The 15,753-nt window shown below is 41.4% G+C and carries 13 protein-coding genes and 3 tRNA genes; 12 read left to right on the top strand and 4 right to left on the bottom strand.

Annotated elements, in window-relative coordinates:
• Positions 1-49: 49 nt before the first annotated feature.
• Positions 50-1,849: an autotransporter outer membrane beta-barrel domain-containing protein gene (locus MgSA37_RS05505; RefSeq protein WP_157750450.1), complete on the top strand. Its 1,800-nt coding sequence runs from the start codon at positions 50-52 to the stop codon at positions 1,847-1,849.
• Here MgSA37_RS05505 and MgSA37_RS05500 read toward each other — a convergent pair.
• On the bottom strand, positions 1,846-2,832 hold the full coding sequence (locus tag MgSA37_RS05500; protein ID WP_096350223.1) for an acyltransferase family protein: 987 nt from the start codon (positions 2,830-2,832) through the stop codon (positions 1,846-1,848). The genes MgSA37_RS05505 and MgSA37_RS05500 overlap by 4 nt on opposite strands.
• Positions 2,833-2,915: 83 nt before the next feature.
• Between MgSA37_RS05500 and MgSA37_RS05495 the strand changes: the two genes are divergently transcribed.
• The 4 genes from MgSA37_RS05495 to MgSA37_RS05480 all read left to right on the top strand — a co-directional run bounded on the left by MgSA37_RS05495 (position 2,916) and on the right by MgSA37_RS05480 (position 4,527).
• Positions 2,916-3,137 (top strand): hypothetical protein, encoded by a 222-nt coding sequence (locus MgSA37_RS05495; RefSeq protein WP_096350222.1) that lies wholly within the window; start codon positions 2,916-2,918, stop codon positions 3,135-3,137.
• 66 nt (positions 3,138-3,203) lie between these two features.
• Positions 3,204-3,680, top strand: a complete 477-nt coding sequence (locus tag MgSA37_RS05490) for a lysozyme (protein ID WP_096350221.1) — start codon at positions 3,204-3,206, stop codon at positions 3,678-3,680.
• Positions 3,681-3,691: 11 nt separating this feature from the next.
• Positions 3,692-4,012, top strand: coding sequence for a hypothetical protein (locus tag MgSA37_RS05485; RefSeq protein ID WP_096350220.1), 321 nt, complete (start codon positions 3,692-3,694; stop codon positions 4,010-4,012).
• Positions 4,013-4,074: 62 nt separating this feature from the next.
• A complete protein-coding gene (locus MgSA37_RS05480; RefSeq protein WP_096350219.1) occupies positions 4,075-4,527 on the top strand; it encodes a hypothetical protein in 453 nt (150 codons plus the stop codon).
• 158 nt (positions 4,528-4,685) lie between these two features.
• On the opposite strand, the gene MgSA37_RS05475 is transcribed toward MgSA37_RS05480, so the two are convergent.
• Both MgSA37_RS05475 and MgSA37_RS05470 read right to left on the bottom strand, forming a co-directional pair.
• Positions 4,686-4,769: transfer RNA gene (locus tag MgSA37_RS05475), tRNA-Leu, on the bottom strand.
• Positions 4,770-4,866: 97 nt separating this feature from the next.
• Positions 4,867-4,950, bottom strand: a tRNA-Leu gene (locus MgSA37_RS05470).
• A gap of 185 nt (positions 4,951-5,135) precedes the next feature.
• Between MgSA37_RS05470 and MgSA37_RS05465 the strand changes: the two genes are divergently transcribed.
• The 3 genes from MgSA37_RS05465 (at position 5,136) to MgSA37_RS28110 (ending at position 6,830) form a co-directional block, all read left to right on the top strand.
• On the top strand, positions 5,136-6,167 hold the full coding sequence (locus MgSA37_RS05465; protein WP_096350218.1) for a WD40/YVTN/BNR-like repeat-containing protein: 1,032 nt from the start codon (positions 5,136-5,138) through the stop codon (positions 6,165-6,167).
• A gap of 111 nt (positions 6,168-6,278) precedes the next feature.
• A tRNA-Lys gene (locus MgSA37_RS05460) sits at positions 6,279-6,351 on the top strand.
• Positions 6,352-6,689: 338 nt separating this feature from the next.
• A complete protein-coding gene (locus tag MgSA37_RS28110) occupies positions 6,690-6,830 on the top strand; it encodes a hypothetical protein (RefSeq protein WP_157750449.1) in 141 nt (46 codons plus the stop codon).
• 98 nt (positions 6,831-6,928) lie between these two features.
• On the opposite strand, the gene MgSA37_RS05455 is transcribed toward MgSA37_RS28110, so the two are convergent.
• The gene (locus tag MgSA37_RS05455) at positions 6,929-8,161 is read right to left on the bottom strand and encodes an ROK family protein (protein ID WP_096350217.1); all 1,233 of its coding nucleotides are present in this window, start codon (positions 8,159-8,161) and stop codon (positions 6,929-6,931) included.
• A 326-nt stretch (positions 8,162-8,487) separates the two neighbouring features.
• Here MgSA37_RS05455 and MgSA37_RS05450 point away from each other — a divergent pair, with 326 nt between their 5' ends.
• From MgSA37_RS05450 to MgSA37_RS05435, 4 genes are all read left to right on the top strand, one after another.
• Positions 8,488-9,627: a galactose-binding domain-containing protein gene (locus MgSA37_RS05450; protein WP_096350216.1), complete on the top strand. Its 1,140-nt coding sequence runs from the start codon at positions 8,488-8,490 to the stop codon at positions 9,625-9,627.
• A gap of 70 nt (positions 9,628-9,697) precedes the next feature.
• Positions 9,698-10,849, top strand: coding sequence for a hypothetical protein (locus MgSA37_RS05445; RefSeq protein WP_096350215.1), 1,152 nt, complete (start codon positions 9,698-9,700; stop codon positions 10,847-10,849).
• Between the two features lie 67 nt (positions 10,850-10,916).
• Positions 10,917-12,491 carry a discoidin domain-containing protein gene (locus tag MgSA37_RS05440; protein WP_096350214.1) on the top strand — a complete coding sequence of 525 codons (1,575 nt, stop codon included), beginning with the start codon at positions 10,917-10,919 and terminating at the stop codon, positions 12,489-12,491.
• Between the two features lie 103 nt (positions 12,492-12,594).
• Positions 12,595-15,744, top strand: a complete 3,150-nt coding sequence (locus MgSA37_RS05435) for a SusC/RagA family TonB-linked outer membrane protein (protein ID WP_096350213.1) — start codon at positions 12,595-12,597, stop codon at positions 15,742-15,744.
• Positions 15,745-15,753 lie beyond the last annotated feature (9 nt).

The following is a 15,753-nucleotide window of genomic DNA, read 5'->3' as shown; positions in this document are numbered from 1 at the left end:
AAAACGCCTGGTTGTCCCACCAATTAACTATTGAAATAATAATCCGACAATGATCGCTCTTTCCACTTCCCCTATTAATTTATCAATGCTGCGTAAGCTAAACACATGGTACACCATTGCCGATGGCAACTGGAGTAACCCTAATATTTGGGTAGGTAATGCTAAACGAAAATACAGTATCCCCCAGCCTGGCGATAACGTTTGCGTAAACAACAGCGTGATTTTAGACGTAAATAACCTGACCGTCAACAACTTGTCAGGGGCTGGGGATCTGATATTTGGTACGTCTTCCAAGACTCTCAACATAAGCGGCGAACTTAATATGGTTGGTTCATTAGACATGTCAAACGCAGCCCATCAGCTGCTCCTATATGGATATTCTAATTACATTGCTCTTTTTATTCCGGGAACATCTGGCACAGTTAATTATGTCAGCACATCTGCTTATCAATCGGTAATGCCGGCTACTTACCAAAATTTGACCATTTCCGGAACAGGTACATCTCAATTAATTGGAGATGTAATTGTCAATGGAAATCTTATACTATCAGGTAATCCCAATACTGGGGCAGGCGGAATATTGGAATTATCTAATTGTAGTTTCACTGTTTACGGAACTTCAACCTTTAATCAACCATCTTTACTATCCAAAAACTCAAACGTTGGAAACACTTTATTTGTCGGCGCTGTATCTGCTAATGGAGGTGATAACAAACGATTTAATTTAAGTGGCAATCCTAATATGGAATTTAGAGGAGGCTTGTCTTTAAATCAAAACAGTCAGCAATCCAATTTAGGTACTGGATTGATGAGTTTCACAACAAACAACCAGAATTTAAATGGAACATCCACTTTCAATTTTGGTGCAAATATTTTCATCGGATCGGGGATAACCTTAACTATTACAGGAAATGGCATTAACAGCTTTGGAACAATTACGGGTGAAGACAGTTCTTCGACGCTAAATAATAATTCGCAATTGTATTTATTTAACAATACGCTACCTATGTCAACTGGTGGAGTATTTAATTATATGAACACCACGCCTAGTACCATTGGATTTTGTTGTAATGGGAATCTAACAATCCCGTTAAATACTTTTTATAATTTAGACATACAAGGAACTGGGGTTAAGACATTAGGCGCCAATACAACGGTAAACAACAATTTAACTTTAGAAAATTCGGGAAATTTAGAGTGTTCCTCATACTCCCTTTCAGTTACTGGAGTAACTGTTGCAAATCAACCATCTTTACTCTCTAAGAATTCAAATAGTGGTTATTTATTATTCGAAGGAAATGTAACTGGTTTAGGTGGAGATAGCAAAAGGTTTGATTTCACCGGCAACCCCAACATTGAGTTCAGAAATGGATTTTCGCTTAATCAGAAAGCATCTGGCAATACACTAGGGACAGGTGTAATCAGTTTTACTACAAATAATCAAAATTTTGCTTACACAAGCGGGCAAACCATAGTTTCAAACCCAATACTGATATCTGGCGCTATAACTGTTGTTTTTTCTGGGCCGCTGTCGGGTGGGTATTTCGACTTGCTAAACACGGTAAACGGCACTATTTCTGGATCAACTTGGAATAATGAATGTTACTCGAAATATGAAAATGAACAAGAGCCAATGCAAATCGGCACGCTCATATGTAATTCTATATCAAATACATTTGAATATGGAAGAAGTGGAAATCAAGACATAAACCCAGTAACATATTTGAATTTAACATTGTCAACCAATGGCTCAAAAAGACTATTGGGAAATGTCAGTGTTTTAGATTCTTATATTTTAAGCTCACCTGCTATTCTTGATTCCAATGGGTATGCTTTGACAAATCCTTAATTATCCCTTGCTCTTTTATAAAAAACATGTTTTGATAAAATCATCGAAGGCCGTTCAATTAAAAAATAAAAAAGATACGCTACTAAAACAGCTATTAAAATTTCAATAAAAAGCCACCAAAGTTGATTTTGACCAAGGCTAAGATTTGTTTTTTTTGATAAACCTAAGAACACAATTAAGCAAAGGCTGTGAGTAAGATAGAGCGAATACGATATATTTCCAAAAAAAATCAGCGGCTTTATTAGCGACTTTATTAAAAATATCATCAAAGAGCTAAATGAAAGTAACACAGCAACATCTAAACCAAACTTGTATTCGATCAACCCTAATAATGCCACTGGCAAAATCAAATTCGTCCATTTCCGATCTTTATAAAAGTTAAAAAGTGAAATACCTAAAGCAAATATCGGCGCATAGCTTAAAACCAGGTAATCAGCGTTGCCAAAAGGGATTAGGCAGGTCAAACTGAATATTATTAAAAAAACAAGTTTGTACGAATAGCTTTCTGCCAAAAAGTAAAAAATCCCTATCAGTAAATAAAATTGAAATTCTACAGATAATGTCCAGAAGACGTGATTGTAGAAAGGATATTTTGTAAATGGGATGAAGTAGAAGATATGGGCAATGAATTGACCAGGGATAAAAGGGGTTCTCTGTCCGTGAAAGTCAGGGACAAATGACAGAATTTTAAATAAGGCCAGCGTCAGTAAAATCACCACAAAGTAGGCCGGATCTATCCGGATGGACCTTTTGAGTAAAAAAGTAAAAAATTGTTTTGGCTTATATCCCGCTTTATCCAGCGAATAAACAATAATAAAGCCGCTGATTAAAAAAAATACGTGTACACCTTCCTGGCCAAAATTAAAAATCCTCGATAACGCAGGATATTGATCCAGATTGGACCCATAATGGCATAAAACAACACCCAGGGCTGCAAGTCCGCGCAGATATTGAATACTTAATATTTTACCCTGATCAGCCATCTTTCAAATAAACAAATAATAAACCAGCCGAAAAAACGGACTGATAAACTTCAGCAAACTTTTAAAAATAAAAAACAATACACATGCAAACATCATCATTATTCTCCCTTGATCTGAAGGATCTGGGGAAAGGCCTTTTAGTTGCCATAGGCGGCGCGGTAATTGGCGCTATTGAAACGAGTATAAAAGCGGGTTCATTAACCATTAACTGGCCATCAATCGGCAGTGTGGCTTTGGCTGCCGGCCTGGCTTACCTGGGCAAAAACTTTTTTACACCCGCAAAAACGGTTACCTCCGCGCAATAATTTCCCGTCATTCCAGCGGCTGCCGATTGCAGTATTTCTTCACAAAAAACACTAAAATACAAAAACATGAATCTAAGTAAAAACGGATTTAGGATTATCAAAAACTTTGAAGGCCTCCGCTTAACTGCATACCGCGATGTGGCAGGAATGTGGACTATTGGTTACGGGTCAACCCATTACCACGACGGCAGGGCAGTAAAGCCTGGCGACAAACTGGCCGACGACTTGCAGGCCGATGCCCTTTTTGCCAACACCCTGGGGCAATATGAAGATGCGGTGAACCGCTACGTGAAAGTGCCATTAAGCCAAAACCAGTTTGATGCCCTGGTATCTTTTACCTATAACGAGGGAACCGGAGCACTTAAAGAATCAACTCTGCTGGTAAAACTAAACGAAAAAAACTACGCTGAGGCTGCGGCTCATTTTTTAGCCTGGGATAAAATAACCGATCCCAAAACCGGCCAAAAAGTAGTATGCGACACACTGGTGCAACGGCGCCGTGAGGAGAGCCAATTGTTTATGCAGCCAGATGCACATCATTAACACTTATAATCATGACAGCAATAGAGCATAAGGAGTTAAAGGGCATAACTATAAAAAACCTCGTTTTCACCATTTTCAGCACAGCCAGTATTGTGGCCTCTGTAATGACTACCTACTTCGGTTTAAAAAGCGATATACAGGAAATAAAAAGCTCGCAAAGTACAGAATCGAAGATCAATAACATCCGCATAAAAGTACTGGAGGATCAGGTTAACTTATTGCAAAAAGAGGTGGATGAAATAAAACTTCCCGGAAGTCAAAACCGGCCTGCACTAACAGTCTCAACGATAAAAACGCCCGGTGCAGGGCTTTTTGGTGCCACCAAGCCCTAAAAAAGTCTCAACAAAATCAATCAGTGTAATCACCAAATAATCAGTTTAATAAAATAATCATAATGAGCTTAAAATCATTTATTACAAAAATTTGGGGCGAGATCAAGAGCCTCTTCGACAGTTTCCCCGCAGAAATGCAGATCGCCATACATATTGGCGTTGAGGTTACCGAGAACATTAAAAACTTTGTGGATTCGCCCACCGCGGACATTCTGACGGCTATAATCCCCGGCGACATCGACGATGAAATTAAAACCTGGCTTCGCGCCAAGTTACCGGGTATATTAACAGAATTAAAACTTGCCGACAGCTGCTCCGGCCTTACCGATCCGGGGCAAATTACAGCATGCGCTGTAAAAGTGTTACAGGGATTGGAGGGGGATATTAAAGGCGCTTTCCTCCACAATCTCTCAGTTTTCGTAGCTCAGATTGCGTCCAATGGCAAACTTACCTGGAGCGACGGAGTGGAAATCCTGGAATGGTTTTACCAGAATGAATTTAAACCGGCTGCTTAAGCTGATCGGATCGTTGCCAAATAGAGACTCGAACGCTCAAAAGATACTTAACAGGTTATAAGATTTAATCTTTATCCGTCCAACCCGCCAATAAATTTACTGTTGTAATTTTCCTGACTCAGGACTTTAGGCTTAAGGCTATTGACTGAAAAGAAGTGTGCCCAGGAGCAGATTCGAACTGCCACATCCTTGCGAATGCCACCCCCTCAAAGTGGTGCGTCTACCAATTTCGCCACCTGGGCTTTTACAAGATTTGAGAAGTTAGATTTGAGATATGAGACAAAAGCTGTTGCCTGCTTCTCATATCTCAATTCTCATATCTAACATCTAAAAAGGATGTGCCCGAAGAGAGACTCGAACTCTCAAGAGACAATTCTCAACGGCTTCTGAGACCGCAACGTTTACCAATTTCGCCATCCGGGCATTTTTTGTTCGGGCCTGCGCCGTAAACAAGGTTGCAAATATAATCGTTTCCGGCAAATTGTTTGTCAATAAATATAAAAATGCGCCGGCGATTTGCAGAAAGGGATTTATAAGGTAATTTAGGAACTAAATTTATCTGTTATAAGGTACAAAGTAGGTCTTGGGGTGAATGTTATTGTATTAAAATGATGAAAAACTTTTTCAAATATGCGGTAGTGGCAGGGTGTCTACTATTCAACCTCGGTGTAAACGCCCAAAGCATTACCCTGCTGCAGCAGGGTAATGCTACCAGTATCCGTGGCTTATCTGTTGTGGACGATCACGTTGCCTGGATAAGCGGCAGCAAAGGTACTGTTGCCAAAACAACCGACGGCGGCAAAACATGGGACTGGCAACAGGTAAAAAGTTTTGAGAAAGCTGACTTCAGGGATATCGAAGCGTTTTCGGATAAGGAAGCCGTGATCATGAGCTCAGGCACCCCGGCCTTAATATTAAAAACCACAGATGGCGGCGCCAGTTGGAAAGTAAAATACAGCAATGCGGACACTGCTTATTTTTTTGATGCGATGGATTTTGCAGATAAAAAGCACGGTTATGTTTTAGGCGACCCGATCAATAATAAGTTTGTTTTGATGGAAACAAAAGATGGTGGTGAAACATGGAGTCCATTTAAATATTTGCCTGATGCGCTACCCGGAGAAGCCGCCTTTGCAGCAAGCGGGACATGCCTGAGGGTAGATTCCACTAACGAAATAGATATAGTAACAGGTGGGCAACGAAGTCGCCATTTAATTTTAATTGATGATAAAATAGCGCCAGGCAAATGGGTAAAAATCGATCTAGAGCTTTTACATGGCAAAGCAAGTCAAGGTGCATTTTCTGTTGCGAACGGAGATGGTACCGTTATAGTGGGCGGCGACTATCAAAAAGACGGACTATCTACCTCGGTCGCTGAATATTGGTATCCAATCGATGAACATTCCGGGGCATACAGTCTGGCTAACAAACCACCTTCAGGTTTTCAATCTTGTGTGGAATATATTTCAGAAAGAACTTTCCTTTCCACCGGTACTCCAGGCAGTAATATTACTACTGACGGTGGTAAAACATGGGCCAAAATTGATGATACCAGTTTTAACGTTTGCCGCAAGGCTAAACATGGAAAATTGGTGCTTTTAGCCGGAAACGGAGGCAAAATAGGGATTTTTAAACCGTAGTTAACTGGATATTAAGCCCTTAATAAAGCAAAAAAATAAATTAAAATAAGGCTTGCATACCCGGTTGAATAGTCCTATATTTGCACCACTTTAAACGAAACGGTTAAAGTAGATTCCGTAGCTCAGCTGGTAGAGCATAACACTTTTAATGTTGGGGTCCTGGGTTCGAATCCCAGCGGGATCACGGAGACCGAAAAAAGGTCGAAAGTTTTAAACAGAAAAGGCGCATGAAAATGCGCCTTTTCTGTTTAAAATGCATTTTTAGCGCATTTTTGGCTACTCTGCCAAAAAATAAACAAATCATTTCTAATCATTTCAGATCAAGCTAACTGGTGCCCTATTCGATTGGACACCAGTCTGTTTATCTTTAGGGCACCAGTTTGACAATTAAAATATTGTGCAACAACGGTTTATGGCAACAATTAGGTTTTTCGGAGTCCCGCCAAACAGATTGTTCACCAAAATTCATTGAAATGAGAAATCATCAGAAATTAAAGTTACCATACTAAGGCCTCACAAAGAATGAATAGGATTCTTAACCAATGCACATCTGCAAAGGAGGCGATAAAAAAATTGCTTGATCTTATCAAAGGCGACCTCATGAGCGATTTAAAGCAGCATGGCTGCTTTTGGGTCAAACACAACGATTTCTGGAAAAATTGACTTTTAAGCGCACTCGATCTTGCCTGACGGTTGCAGTTAAATGTATTTGAATATTTTAAAACCAAAGCCTGAAGTTAATTTACGCTAAAAATCGTTGTTCATTGTGCCAATGATAAAACTCTTTTCCTAACCAGAAGACAGGCCCCAATAATCCCTGCTCTATGCCCCAGTGCAGATACTTTCAATTGCGTATCGTTATTAACAAGGCTAAGTGAGTATTTATGTATGGCACTTTTGATGGGCAGGGTAATATATTCACCAGTTTGAGCAAGGCTACCTCCCAGGACAACTAACTCCGGGTTAAAAATATTGATCAACAGTGCAATTCCACGGCCGATATTCTCACCGATCCTGCCTATTAACTCTATGGCTAAAACATCGTCATTATTAGCTGCATTGATAACGTCTTCCATCGTAATGTCCTTTTCAGAACTGCGATTTTCAAAAAGGACTGAAGATGATCCTTCCTCGAACTTTTCCTTCAACATCCATGAAAGCGCCCAGCCGGCAGCTTCGGTTTCAAGACACCCCTTTTTTCCGCAACGGCATAATCGTTCATTATCAAACAAAGGCATGTGGCCAAATTCCCCGGAATAGCCCGACTTGCCATAATATAATTGTCCGTTTATCATTATTCCCAGGCCAATACCATAATCCATATTGACAAATAGAACATCCTTTTCATCCTTGATCACGCCGGAATTAAACTCCCCAAAAGCCATCGAACGTGAATCGTTTTCCAGGAAAACCCGAATACCCACCTTCGACTCGATTAACTTGCTTAACGGCTCTTCATTAAAATGAAAAAAGCTATAACTATACCCGGTAGCATAATTAACCCTGCCAGACAAATTAATACCTATGCCTAATATTTTTTCCTTAGGAATCGTCAGGTCGCTAATAAAATTATTTATAAGCCGGCAAAGATCTTCCAATGACGCCATATTGTTTTCCAAATGATAGGAGATATTATCGGAAATCCTGACAAGATTTTTCTGGAGATCAGACAAGGCAATTTTCAGATGATTTTGATTTACATCTACCCCTATGAAAAACGCAGATTCCGGCAGCAGGCCGAACGTGTTTGGCTTTCGTCCTCCTTTGGTTTCTGAGATCTTACCGAAATCCTGCACCAACCCGTCCAGCATCAGGTCATTTAGGATCGAAGTGATCTTGGGTACACTTAAATTTAATTCCTTGCCGAGATCAGCAATCGTAGCATTGCCCACGTTGGCAAAATAAGCAAGTACACTCTTTTTTAAATTGAGGTTTTTGTACGCGACCCCTGTTACGTTATCGTTATTTAATTCTTCAAAAAATGTCTTCCCCATTTTTTCTTGTTTATTTAGTTACACAGCGTTTAGGTTACCTGGCTTGTAAAATTATATAATTTATTTGATAAAAGTAATTGTAATTAATAAAAATCATATTGACATTAATAATTATTAATTTATTTTAATAATTGCTTGGATGTTATTAATTTTTTTTATTACTTAGTCCCGTTCATATTTTTATATATAAATTGGCTTTCTAAGCGATTAAAGCAACTTTATAATTGCAAAAGTCAAATAAACAAACCAAAATGTCTGCCAAAATCAATTTAAGTAAAATTAAAAATCAGAAATAAATTTTTAAAATAAATTAAAATAGCGCAATTATGAAAAGAAACTTACTCGTCACCATCACTATATTAATAGGAATGGCCGTGGCCTGCAAAAAACAAGAAGGGGCCAAACCTTATGACCCTAATACCAAAATCACTTTTGATGTAAATCCGAAAATAAAATCGTTTTTACCGGATACCGGCAAGACTGGCGACACCATTCTGATAAAAGGTATAAACTTTAATACCGCGTCAGGCGTGTCATTTGGCTCTATGCCTGCTACGTCGTTTAAAATATTATCTGACACCACAATTAAAGCCGTTGTTGGTACCGGCACTTCGGGTACCGTAAGTGTAACAAATGCCAAAGGAACCCGTTCGCTGGCCGGATTCAGGTTTATTGTACCTGTTGTAGTTGTTGCCAATCCAAATCTGGCCCTTAATAAACCAGCCTCGGGTTCAGCAAACTTCAACGATCCGGCATTGGCGGTTGACGGGAACACAGGTAGCTTCTGGCAAACTAAAGGGCTAAGTAACCAATGGTTTAAAGTTGACCTGCAGGCGGTTAAAAACGTGAACCGTGTTTTTATCAGCTGGGATGGCGCCTATGCTACAGATTTTGCGATACAGGTATCAAGCGACGACGTTACCTATACTACAGTATATGCTAACACCGCAGCTACGGGTGGAGATGCGGGTTACACTTTCAAAACAGTTGCCGCCAGGTATATTAAGGTATTGCTAAATAAAGATGTTTCCAGTTTATATCCGGTAGGCATCCACGAGCTCGAAGTCTATAACGATCCGCCGCCGGTAAACCTGGCGCTTCATAAAACAGGTTCGGCTTTCGCAAGCATCAATGACCCCGGCAGAGCGCTGGACGGTGATTACGGTTCACTATGGCAGGCCGGCGGATTAACCGACCAATGGTACAAAGTTGACCTTGGCAGTGTTCAAACCGTAGGAAGCGTAAAAGTATTCTGGGATCCAGGCGCATACGCAACGGATTATACATTACAGGTATCAACCGATGATGTAACCTATAACACGGTATATACCAATACCGCAGGAACAGGCGGCAGCGATGCGAATGTATTTACACCGGTAAGCGCGCGATATGTGAAAATTTTGCTTAATAAAGATTCGTCGCCATACTTTATCTCAATTTTCGAGTTCGAGGTTTACAAAAATTAATAAATAAAAAGTAAAGCGCCCGCATTCGGGCACTTTACTTCAAGTGTTGCTAAATTTTATTGTTAAAATCATGAGAATTGTAAATAACATTTTGGTGTTTGGGGTATTGATGATATGCTCGTGCCAGAAAACAAATACACCTGCTAAAGTAAATACCACCACGCCGCCAGTCCAAAAATCAATTTATGATGAAGTTATTGACGACCAGGTAAACTTTATCCTGGCAGCACAGTTGCCTGATGGCCCAATTATGGACACATCGGTACCCGGCAGCCGCATAAGTCCCTATTTTGCCGACATCTCTGCCCGGGCATTATTAAAAAAGCCCAGCGCAACTAATATTGCCGCCGTAAAAAAATGGATGGAATGGTACATGAAGCACCTTAATGGTGCTACTAATCCTGTAACCGGCGGTGCCGAAGTGCCAGGCTCAATCTATGACTACGCGGGCGCTGCCGAAACCACCAATGGCACCTATGATTCCGTCGATTCCTATGCGGCAACATTTTTAGCACTTGCAATGGACCTTGTGGTTACTTCACCTGCTGATAAAGGGTGGCTGGCGGGCTATACTACACAACTAAATGCAGTAGCCGGCGCACTTGAACGGTGCCTGGATAATTCGAATAACACCATACCGGTAACTTTTGGCGCGGATGACAATGATGGTTTATCAATTGATTCCTATGTACACGGAGCTAAGTATTTGATGGATAACGCTGAAGTAAATGAGGGATTGCGTTCAATGGTTTACCTGGAAAGCAATGTTTTAAACGGTGATGCGGCTCATTACCAAACACTGTTAGCTGCCAATTCAGCCGGGATAGAGAGCCAATTATGGCGGACTACCATGTACAATTGGTTTGCAAATGGATCCACAGGCGCAACCATTTCAAAATGGAGCACTTTTTATGCAGATGCGGTTGGACAGTTATTTCCGGGGATGTTAGGTGTAATCGATCCGCAGTCAACACGGGCGGATGATCTCTATAATACTTTTAATTCCAATTATCCGGCCTGGTCGGCAGGTACGGTTTATTCCGGTCAATTCCCGTTTGCAGTGGTAAGTTATGCAGCTGCAGTTTTTAAGGACAAGACGAGAGTTGATGCATATATCAATCATATCTTGTCATACAACCGGGCAGGTACCCAGAAACCGTATTGGTACAACGCAGAAGCAGCTTTTGTAATTATGGCTGCCAGTAAAATCAAAAGCCAGTAATAATGCCAAAAGGCATAAAACACATATTGACAGTTTAAATAAATTTCAATTCTATAAATCCACAATCATGAATGTATCATTAAAAAGGTATCTGCTCTTTGGGGTACTCCCGTTATTACTTTTTTCATGTAAAAAGCAAATCCAGACTGAAGCGACGCCAAAAGCAGTTCTTTCAATGGGCAAGCACAATAACTTAAATCCGATTGATTACAGTCCTATTTTAATCAAACAAGCTGCTTACATAGCTTCATGCCAGCTGGCGGACGGGGAAATTATGGATGTGCCCGAACCTAACAATAGGATATGCCCTTATTTCGAAAATATAGCGTGCCTGGGCCTGCTGGCAAACCCCACCTCAGCAAATATCACCGTAGTTAAAAAATGGATGACATGGTATATGGCGCACCTTAATGGCTCCACTAACCCCGTGACCAGCGGCGCTGAAATTCCGGGATCTGTTTATGATTATTTTGGCGCCGCCCAAACTACCAATGGCACCTATGACTCGATCGATTCCTATGCGGCAACATTTTTGGTATTGGCCAAACGGCTAGCCGAAGCGTCTCCGGCCGATAGGTCATGGTTATCAGGTTATTCGTACCAACTAACGTTGATAGGTAATGCGCTTACTACTTGCATTGATAACTCGTCACACCTTATTCCCAATAATTTCGGGGCTGACAATAACGATGGGCTAACCATTGCATCTTACGTTTATCCCGCTAAGTACTTAATGGACAATGCTGAAGTTAACGATGGATTTAAGGCCATTACCTGGCTGGAAAGTAATGTTATTTCGGGAGGCAGCCCGACTTACTACCAGGGTGTTACTACGGCACACACCAGTGCAATAGAGAGTTACCTATGGAATGGCACAATGTATAACTGGTATGATCCGTCATCAACCACACCAAATTCTTCGTGGAGCAAGTTTAGCCCGGATGCCGGCGGGCAATTATTCCCGGTAATGTATGATGTTATCGCATCTGCATCAACCAGGGCAATATCACTTTACAATTCATTTAATACCTATTACCCGCTATGGTCAGCCGGTCATACTTATGATACGGTAACTCATTATCCCAATGTATTTGTATGCTATGCCGCAGCCAAAATGTCCGACAGTGCACGGGTAAACAGCTACCTGAATTACACCCAATCGTTTGGCACGGGCAATCCTGCCAATTGGTTTACTGCCGAAGCAGGGTTTACAATGCTGGCTGCCCAATTAATAAGCACCATGAATCCTTCAACTGTAAATTTAGCTTCCGGCAGGGGGGCATATACATCAACTTCATCAACAAACGGGGTTTCGCCGGCGCTTGCTGTTGACGGAAGCTTATCGACGAGATGGTCAGGCGATGTGGCCGATAACCAGTGGTGGGAAGTTGACCTGGGCGCCAGCAAGGTGGTAAGCAGGATTGTTATTAACTGGGAAGCCGCCTATGCAACATCTTACAGGATACAAACTTCAAACGATAATACTAACTTTTTTGATGCCGTTCCGCAAATAACAGGAGCCGACGGCGGCAATGATACTATCGCATTTTCTCCAATAAATGCCCGCTATATCAGGATCGTATGTAACACCCGCGTCAACACGGCATGGGGCTCTTCATTCTGGGAAGCCGGCGTCTACTAACATAAATACGAAACAATAAGATAAATAAACACAGCAGATACCTATAAAATACTAACTATAAATACCACAGTTTTTTAATGCAAACTATTTAAATCAATATGAAATGAAAGAAACTTTTACACGAAGAAAACCGCTGTTGTACTTCGCTTTAACATTATGGATGTTACTTAGCGGGCAATGTTTAATGGCACAGGGCCAGCACATAAGCGGTAATGTAGTTAATACATCCGGAACACCTTTGCCAGGTGCAACCATAACACTTAAAGGTGCAAAAACTGCGGTTGCTGCTGATGCAAAAGGGCATTTTGTAATTGAAAGCAAGCTGAGCGAAAACACCCTGATTGTGGCCATGATAGGTTATAAGACTGTTCAAATTAACGTAACATCAGGGGATGAGCTTAAAATAACTCTCGAAGAATCAAATGCTCAGCTTAAGGAAGTTATCGTTGTGGGCTATGGTTCATCCACCCGGAAAGAGATAACAGGAGCCGTATCTGTAATTAATGCCAGTCAGATCAGGGACCTGCCGGTTCGCAGTGCCGCTGACATTTTACAGGGTAACGCTGCAGGCGTTACTGTTTCGCAAAGCAGCGGCAGCCCGGGTTCAGCAGCTGTAGTGCACATTCGTGGTATAGGCTCCATCAACGGCAGCACCGACCCATTGTATATAGTGGATGGCCTGCCGCAAAATGACATCAATTATTTAAACCCCAACGATATTGAATCAATTGCTGTTCATAAGGATGCTTCGGTAGCAGCTATCTACGGTTCAAGGGCATCAAACGGTGTTGTTATTGTAACCACTAAAAGCGGATCTAAAAATGACAAAATAACACTTTCTTATGATAACTATATTGGTTTTCAGTCGCCCGCAAAACGCCCGGAAATGCTTAACGCTGCAGATTTCATAACTTACAAGAACCTTGCCGCAAAAAATGCAGGCGCGGCGCCACTGCTTGATTTTTCGAGCCAGGCCAATATCGATTCGGTATTAAGATTTGTATCGGCCAATACCGGCCCCAATGGTACTGACTGGTGGAAACAAATATCACATTATAATGCACCCATACAGAGCCATAACCTCGGCATCAGCGGCGGCAACAAAACAGTGAGCTTCAATTCGAGCCTGGGTTATTTCAACCAGGATGGCATAATTAACGGTTCCGATTACCAACGCATATCATGGCGCAATAACATTAGCGCGCAGGTAAACAAAAGGCTGAAAGTCAGCTCAAACTTTGGGGTGATTTATGAAAAAAGACATGTGGTTGATGAAAACAATCCCTTTACCGGCACCATATTCAGCGCTATGACGGCTGACCCTATTACCCCGGTTTATCGCAACAACCTTGTTGATGTGCCGTCGTTTTTATCAAACATTTATAATGGATATGAGCCCAATAACCCGTTTTCACAATATTCAGGCATCCTGTATTCAAACAAACTCAATCCTGTTGGAGAAATTGACCGGATGGAACAAAGCAAATACGAAACGCTTTCCATAAAAGGCGGCGTAACTGCGGAACTAAATATTGTTAAACCTTTAACGGTTATAAGCCGCGTGGGTATGGATCTTAACCGGTCCTTAACCAATGGCTTTTCACCGCAATATACACTAAACGCCTACGATTATGCCACCACCAATACGGTAAGTAACTCCTCTTACACGTCGAATTATTTTGTATATGAAAACACACTTAACTTCGACAAGACCTGGGGCAAATATCATGTAAGTGCATTAGGGGGACTTTCTTCCGAAGTTACCAACGTTTCACAGTTCAGCGCATCCATACAAGGCTTGGTAAATAATGATGCAGATATGCGGATACTTAGCGCCGGCACATCAAACGCAATCGTTTCAGGATACCCTTACTCAAATGCCATCGAATCCTTTTTCGGGCGTGTTGGCCTGGACTACGACGGTAAATATATTATTGCCGGCAATATCCGCCGCGATGGTTCATCGCGCTTTGCCGACGGTTATCGCTGGGGCACCTTCCCTTCCGTATCTGCTGCATGGCGTTTTACTGAAGAAAATGCTGTTAAGTCGGCACTTGGAAACTTGCTGACCGATGGCAAATTAAGGGCCAGCTATGGTTTAATCGGAAATCAGAACATTGGCGGCGGCGCATACCTGTCGACCTATGGAAGTTCAATTTATGACCGCTATGAATTTGGTACTGATAATTCTGCGAAAATTGGAGCAGGTCGTATATCAACAGGTAACCCTGTTTTAAAATGGGAAACATCCAAACAGCTTGATATAGGGCTTGACTTATCATTCTTTAACAATAAACTGGAATTCACCGGCGATTATTTTGATAAAGAGATCGATAACATGCTATTGATCGTTCCCTTACCAACAGCGCTCGGCTTCCCTAACTCGCCTTATTCCAATGCAGGAAGTATGCAAAATAAAGGCTGGGAATTTTCCCTTACGTACAAAAGCAAAATTGGCGATTTAAATTATAATATTGGTGGCAACATCTCAGCATACCGGAACAAGGTTACCAAACTCGGCAATGGAGAACCGATTTATGCTACATCGCATTTAGGCGAAGTTGTTACCAAAACAGAAGTTGGCATGCCCGTAGGTTATTATTACGGGTACCTTACCAATGGCATTTTTCAGAATGCCCAGCAGGTAGCCCAAAGCCCGCAAAGAGATGTATCAACACCGGGAGATATTCGATTTAAGGATATAAACGGCGATGGTGTGATTGATGCAAACGACCGTACGATGATTGGCAACCCATGGCCGAAATTTGTTTACGGGATAACCGGTGGCGCATCCTATAAAAATTTCGACTTCAGTATATTCATACAGGGCTCACAAGGCAATGACGTAATGAATATTGAACGTTACGATACAGAGTCTGGTACGGGCTATTATAACGCCCCGCAGGGCTTCCTCCAAAAATCATGGAGTGGCGAGGGCAGTACCGACCGTTATCATAAAATTTCGCAAAATCAGGGTTTGAATAACAGCGTATCCGATTATTTTGTTGAGAATGGCTCCTATATGCGCATCAAAAACTTGCAGTTAGGCTATAGTTTTTCAAGCCAATGGCTTAAAAATATAAAAATGAACCACTTGCGTGTTTACCTGGGTGCCGAGAATTTATTAACAATAACAGGTTATTCGGGACTTGATCCTGAAATCGGCTCGGCCGATCCAAAATTAACAGGTATCGACCAGGGATATTACCCCCAGGCACGCACTTTTATGGTTGGCATTAACGCAAAATTTTAATAACACAGA

This window comes from Mucilaginibacter gotjawali (genome assembly GCF_002355435.1).
Classification (GTDB): Bacteria; Bacteroidota; Bacteroidia; order Sphingobacteriales; family Sphingobacteriaceae; genus Mucilaginibacter; species Mucilaginibacter gotjawali.
Note: the sequence above shows the minus strand (reverse complement) of the source record. Positions and strands in the feature narration are given on the sequence as shown.

Bases quoted from the DNA above. Each gene is read 5' to 3' on its own strand.
- MgSA37_RS05505 (WP_157750450.1), top strand. From the start codon at position 50: ATGATCGCTCTTTCCACTTCCCCTATTAATTTATCAATGCTGCGTAAG.
- MgSA37_RS05500 (WP_096350223.1), bottom strand. From the start codon at position 2,832: ATGGCTGATCAGGGTAAAATATTAAGTATTCAATATCTGCGCGGACTT.
- MgSA37_RS05495 (WP_096350222.1), top strand. From the start codon at position 2,916: ATGCAAACATCATCATTATTCTCCCTTGATCTGAAGGATCTGGGGAAA.
- MgSA37_RS05490 (WP_096350221.1), top strand. From the start codon at position 3,204: ATGAATCTAAGTAAAAACGGATTTAGGATTATCAAAAACTTTGAAGGC.
- MgSA37_RS05485 (WP_096350220.1), top strand. From the start codon at position 3,692: ATGACAGCAATAGAGCATAAGGAGTTAAAGGGCATAACTATAAAAAAC.
- MgSA37_RS05480 (WP_096350219.1), top strand. From the start codon at position 4,075: ATGAGCTTAAAATCATTTATTACAAAAATTTGGGGCGAGATCAAGAGC.
- MgSA37_RS05465 (WP_096350218.1), top strand. From the start codon at position 5,136: ATGATGAAAAACTTTTTCAAATATGCGGTAGTGGCAGGGTGTCTACTA.
- MgSA37_RS28110 (WP_157750449.1), top strand. From the start codon at position 6,690: ATGAATAGGATTCTTAACCAATGCACATCTGCAAAGGAGGCGATAAAA.
- MgSA37_RS05455 (WP_096350217.1), bottom strand. From the start codon at position 8,161: ATGGGGAAGACATTTTTTGAAGAATTAAATAACGATAACGTAACAGGG.
- MgSA37_RS05450 (WP_096350216.1), top strand. From the start codon at position 8,488: ATGAAAAGAAACTTACTCGTCACCATCACTATATTAATAGGAATGGCC.
- MgSA37_RS05445 (WP_096350215.1), top strand. From the start codon at position 9,698: ATGAGAATTGTAAATAACATTTTGGTGTTTGGGGTATTGATGATATGC.
- MgSA37_RS05440 (WP_096350214.1), top strand. From the start codon at position 10,917: ATGAATGTATCATTAAAAAGGTATCTGCTCTTTGGGGTACTCCCGTTA.
- MgSA37_RS05435 (WP_096350213.1), top strand. From the start codon at position 12,595: ATGAAAGAAACTTTTACACGAAGAAAACCGCTGTTGTACTTCGCTTTA.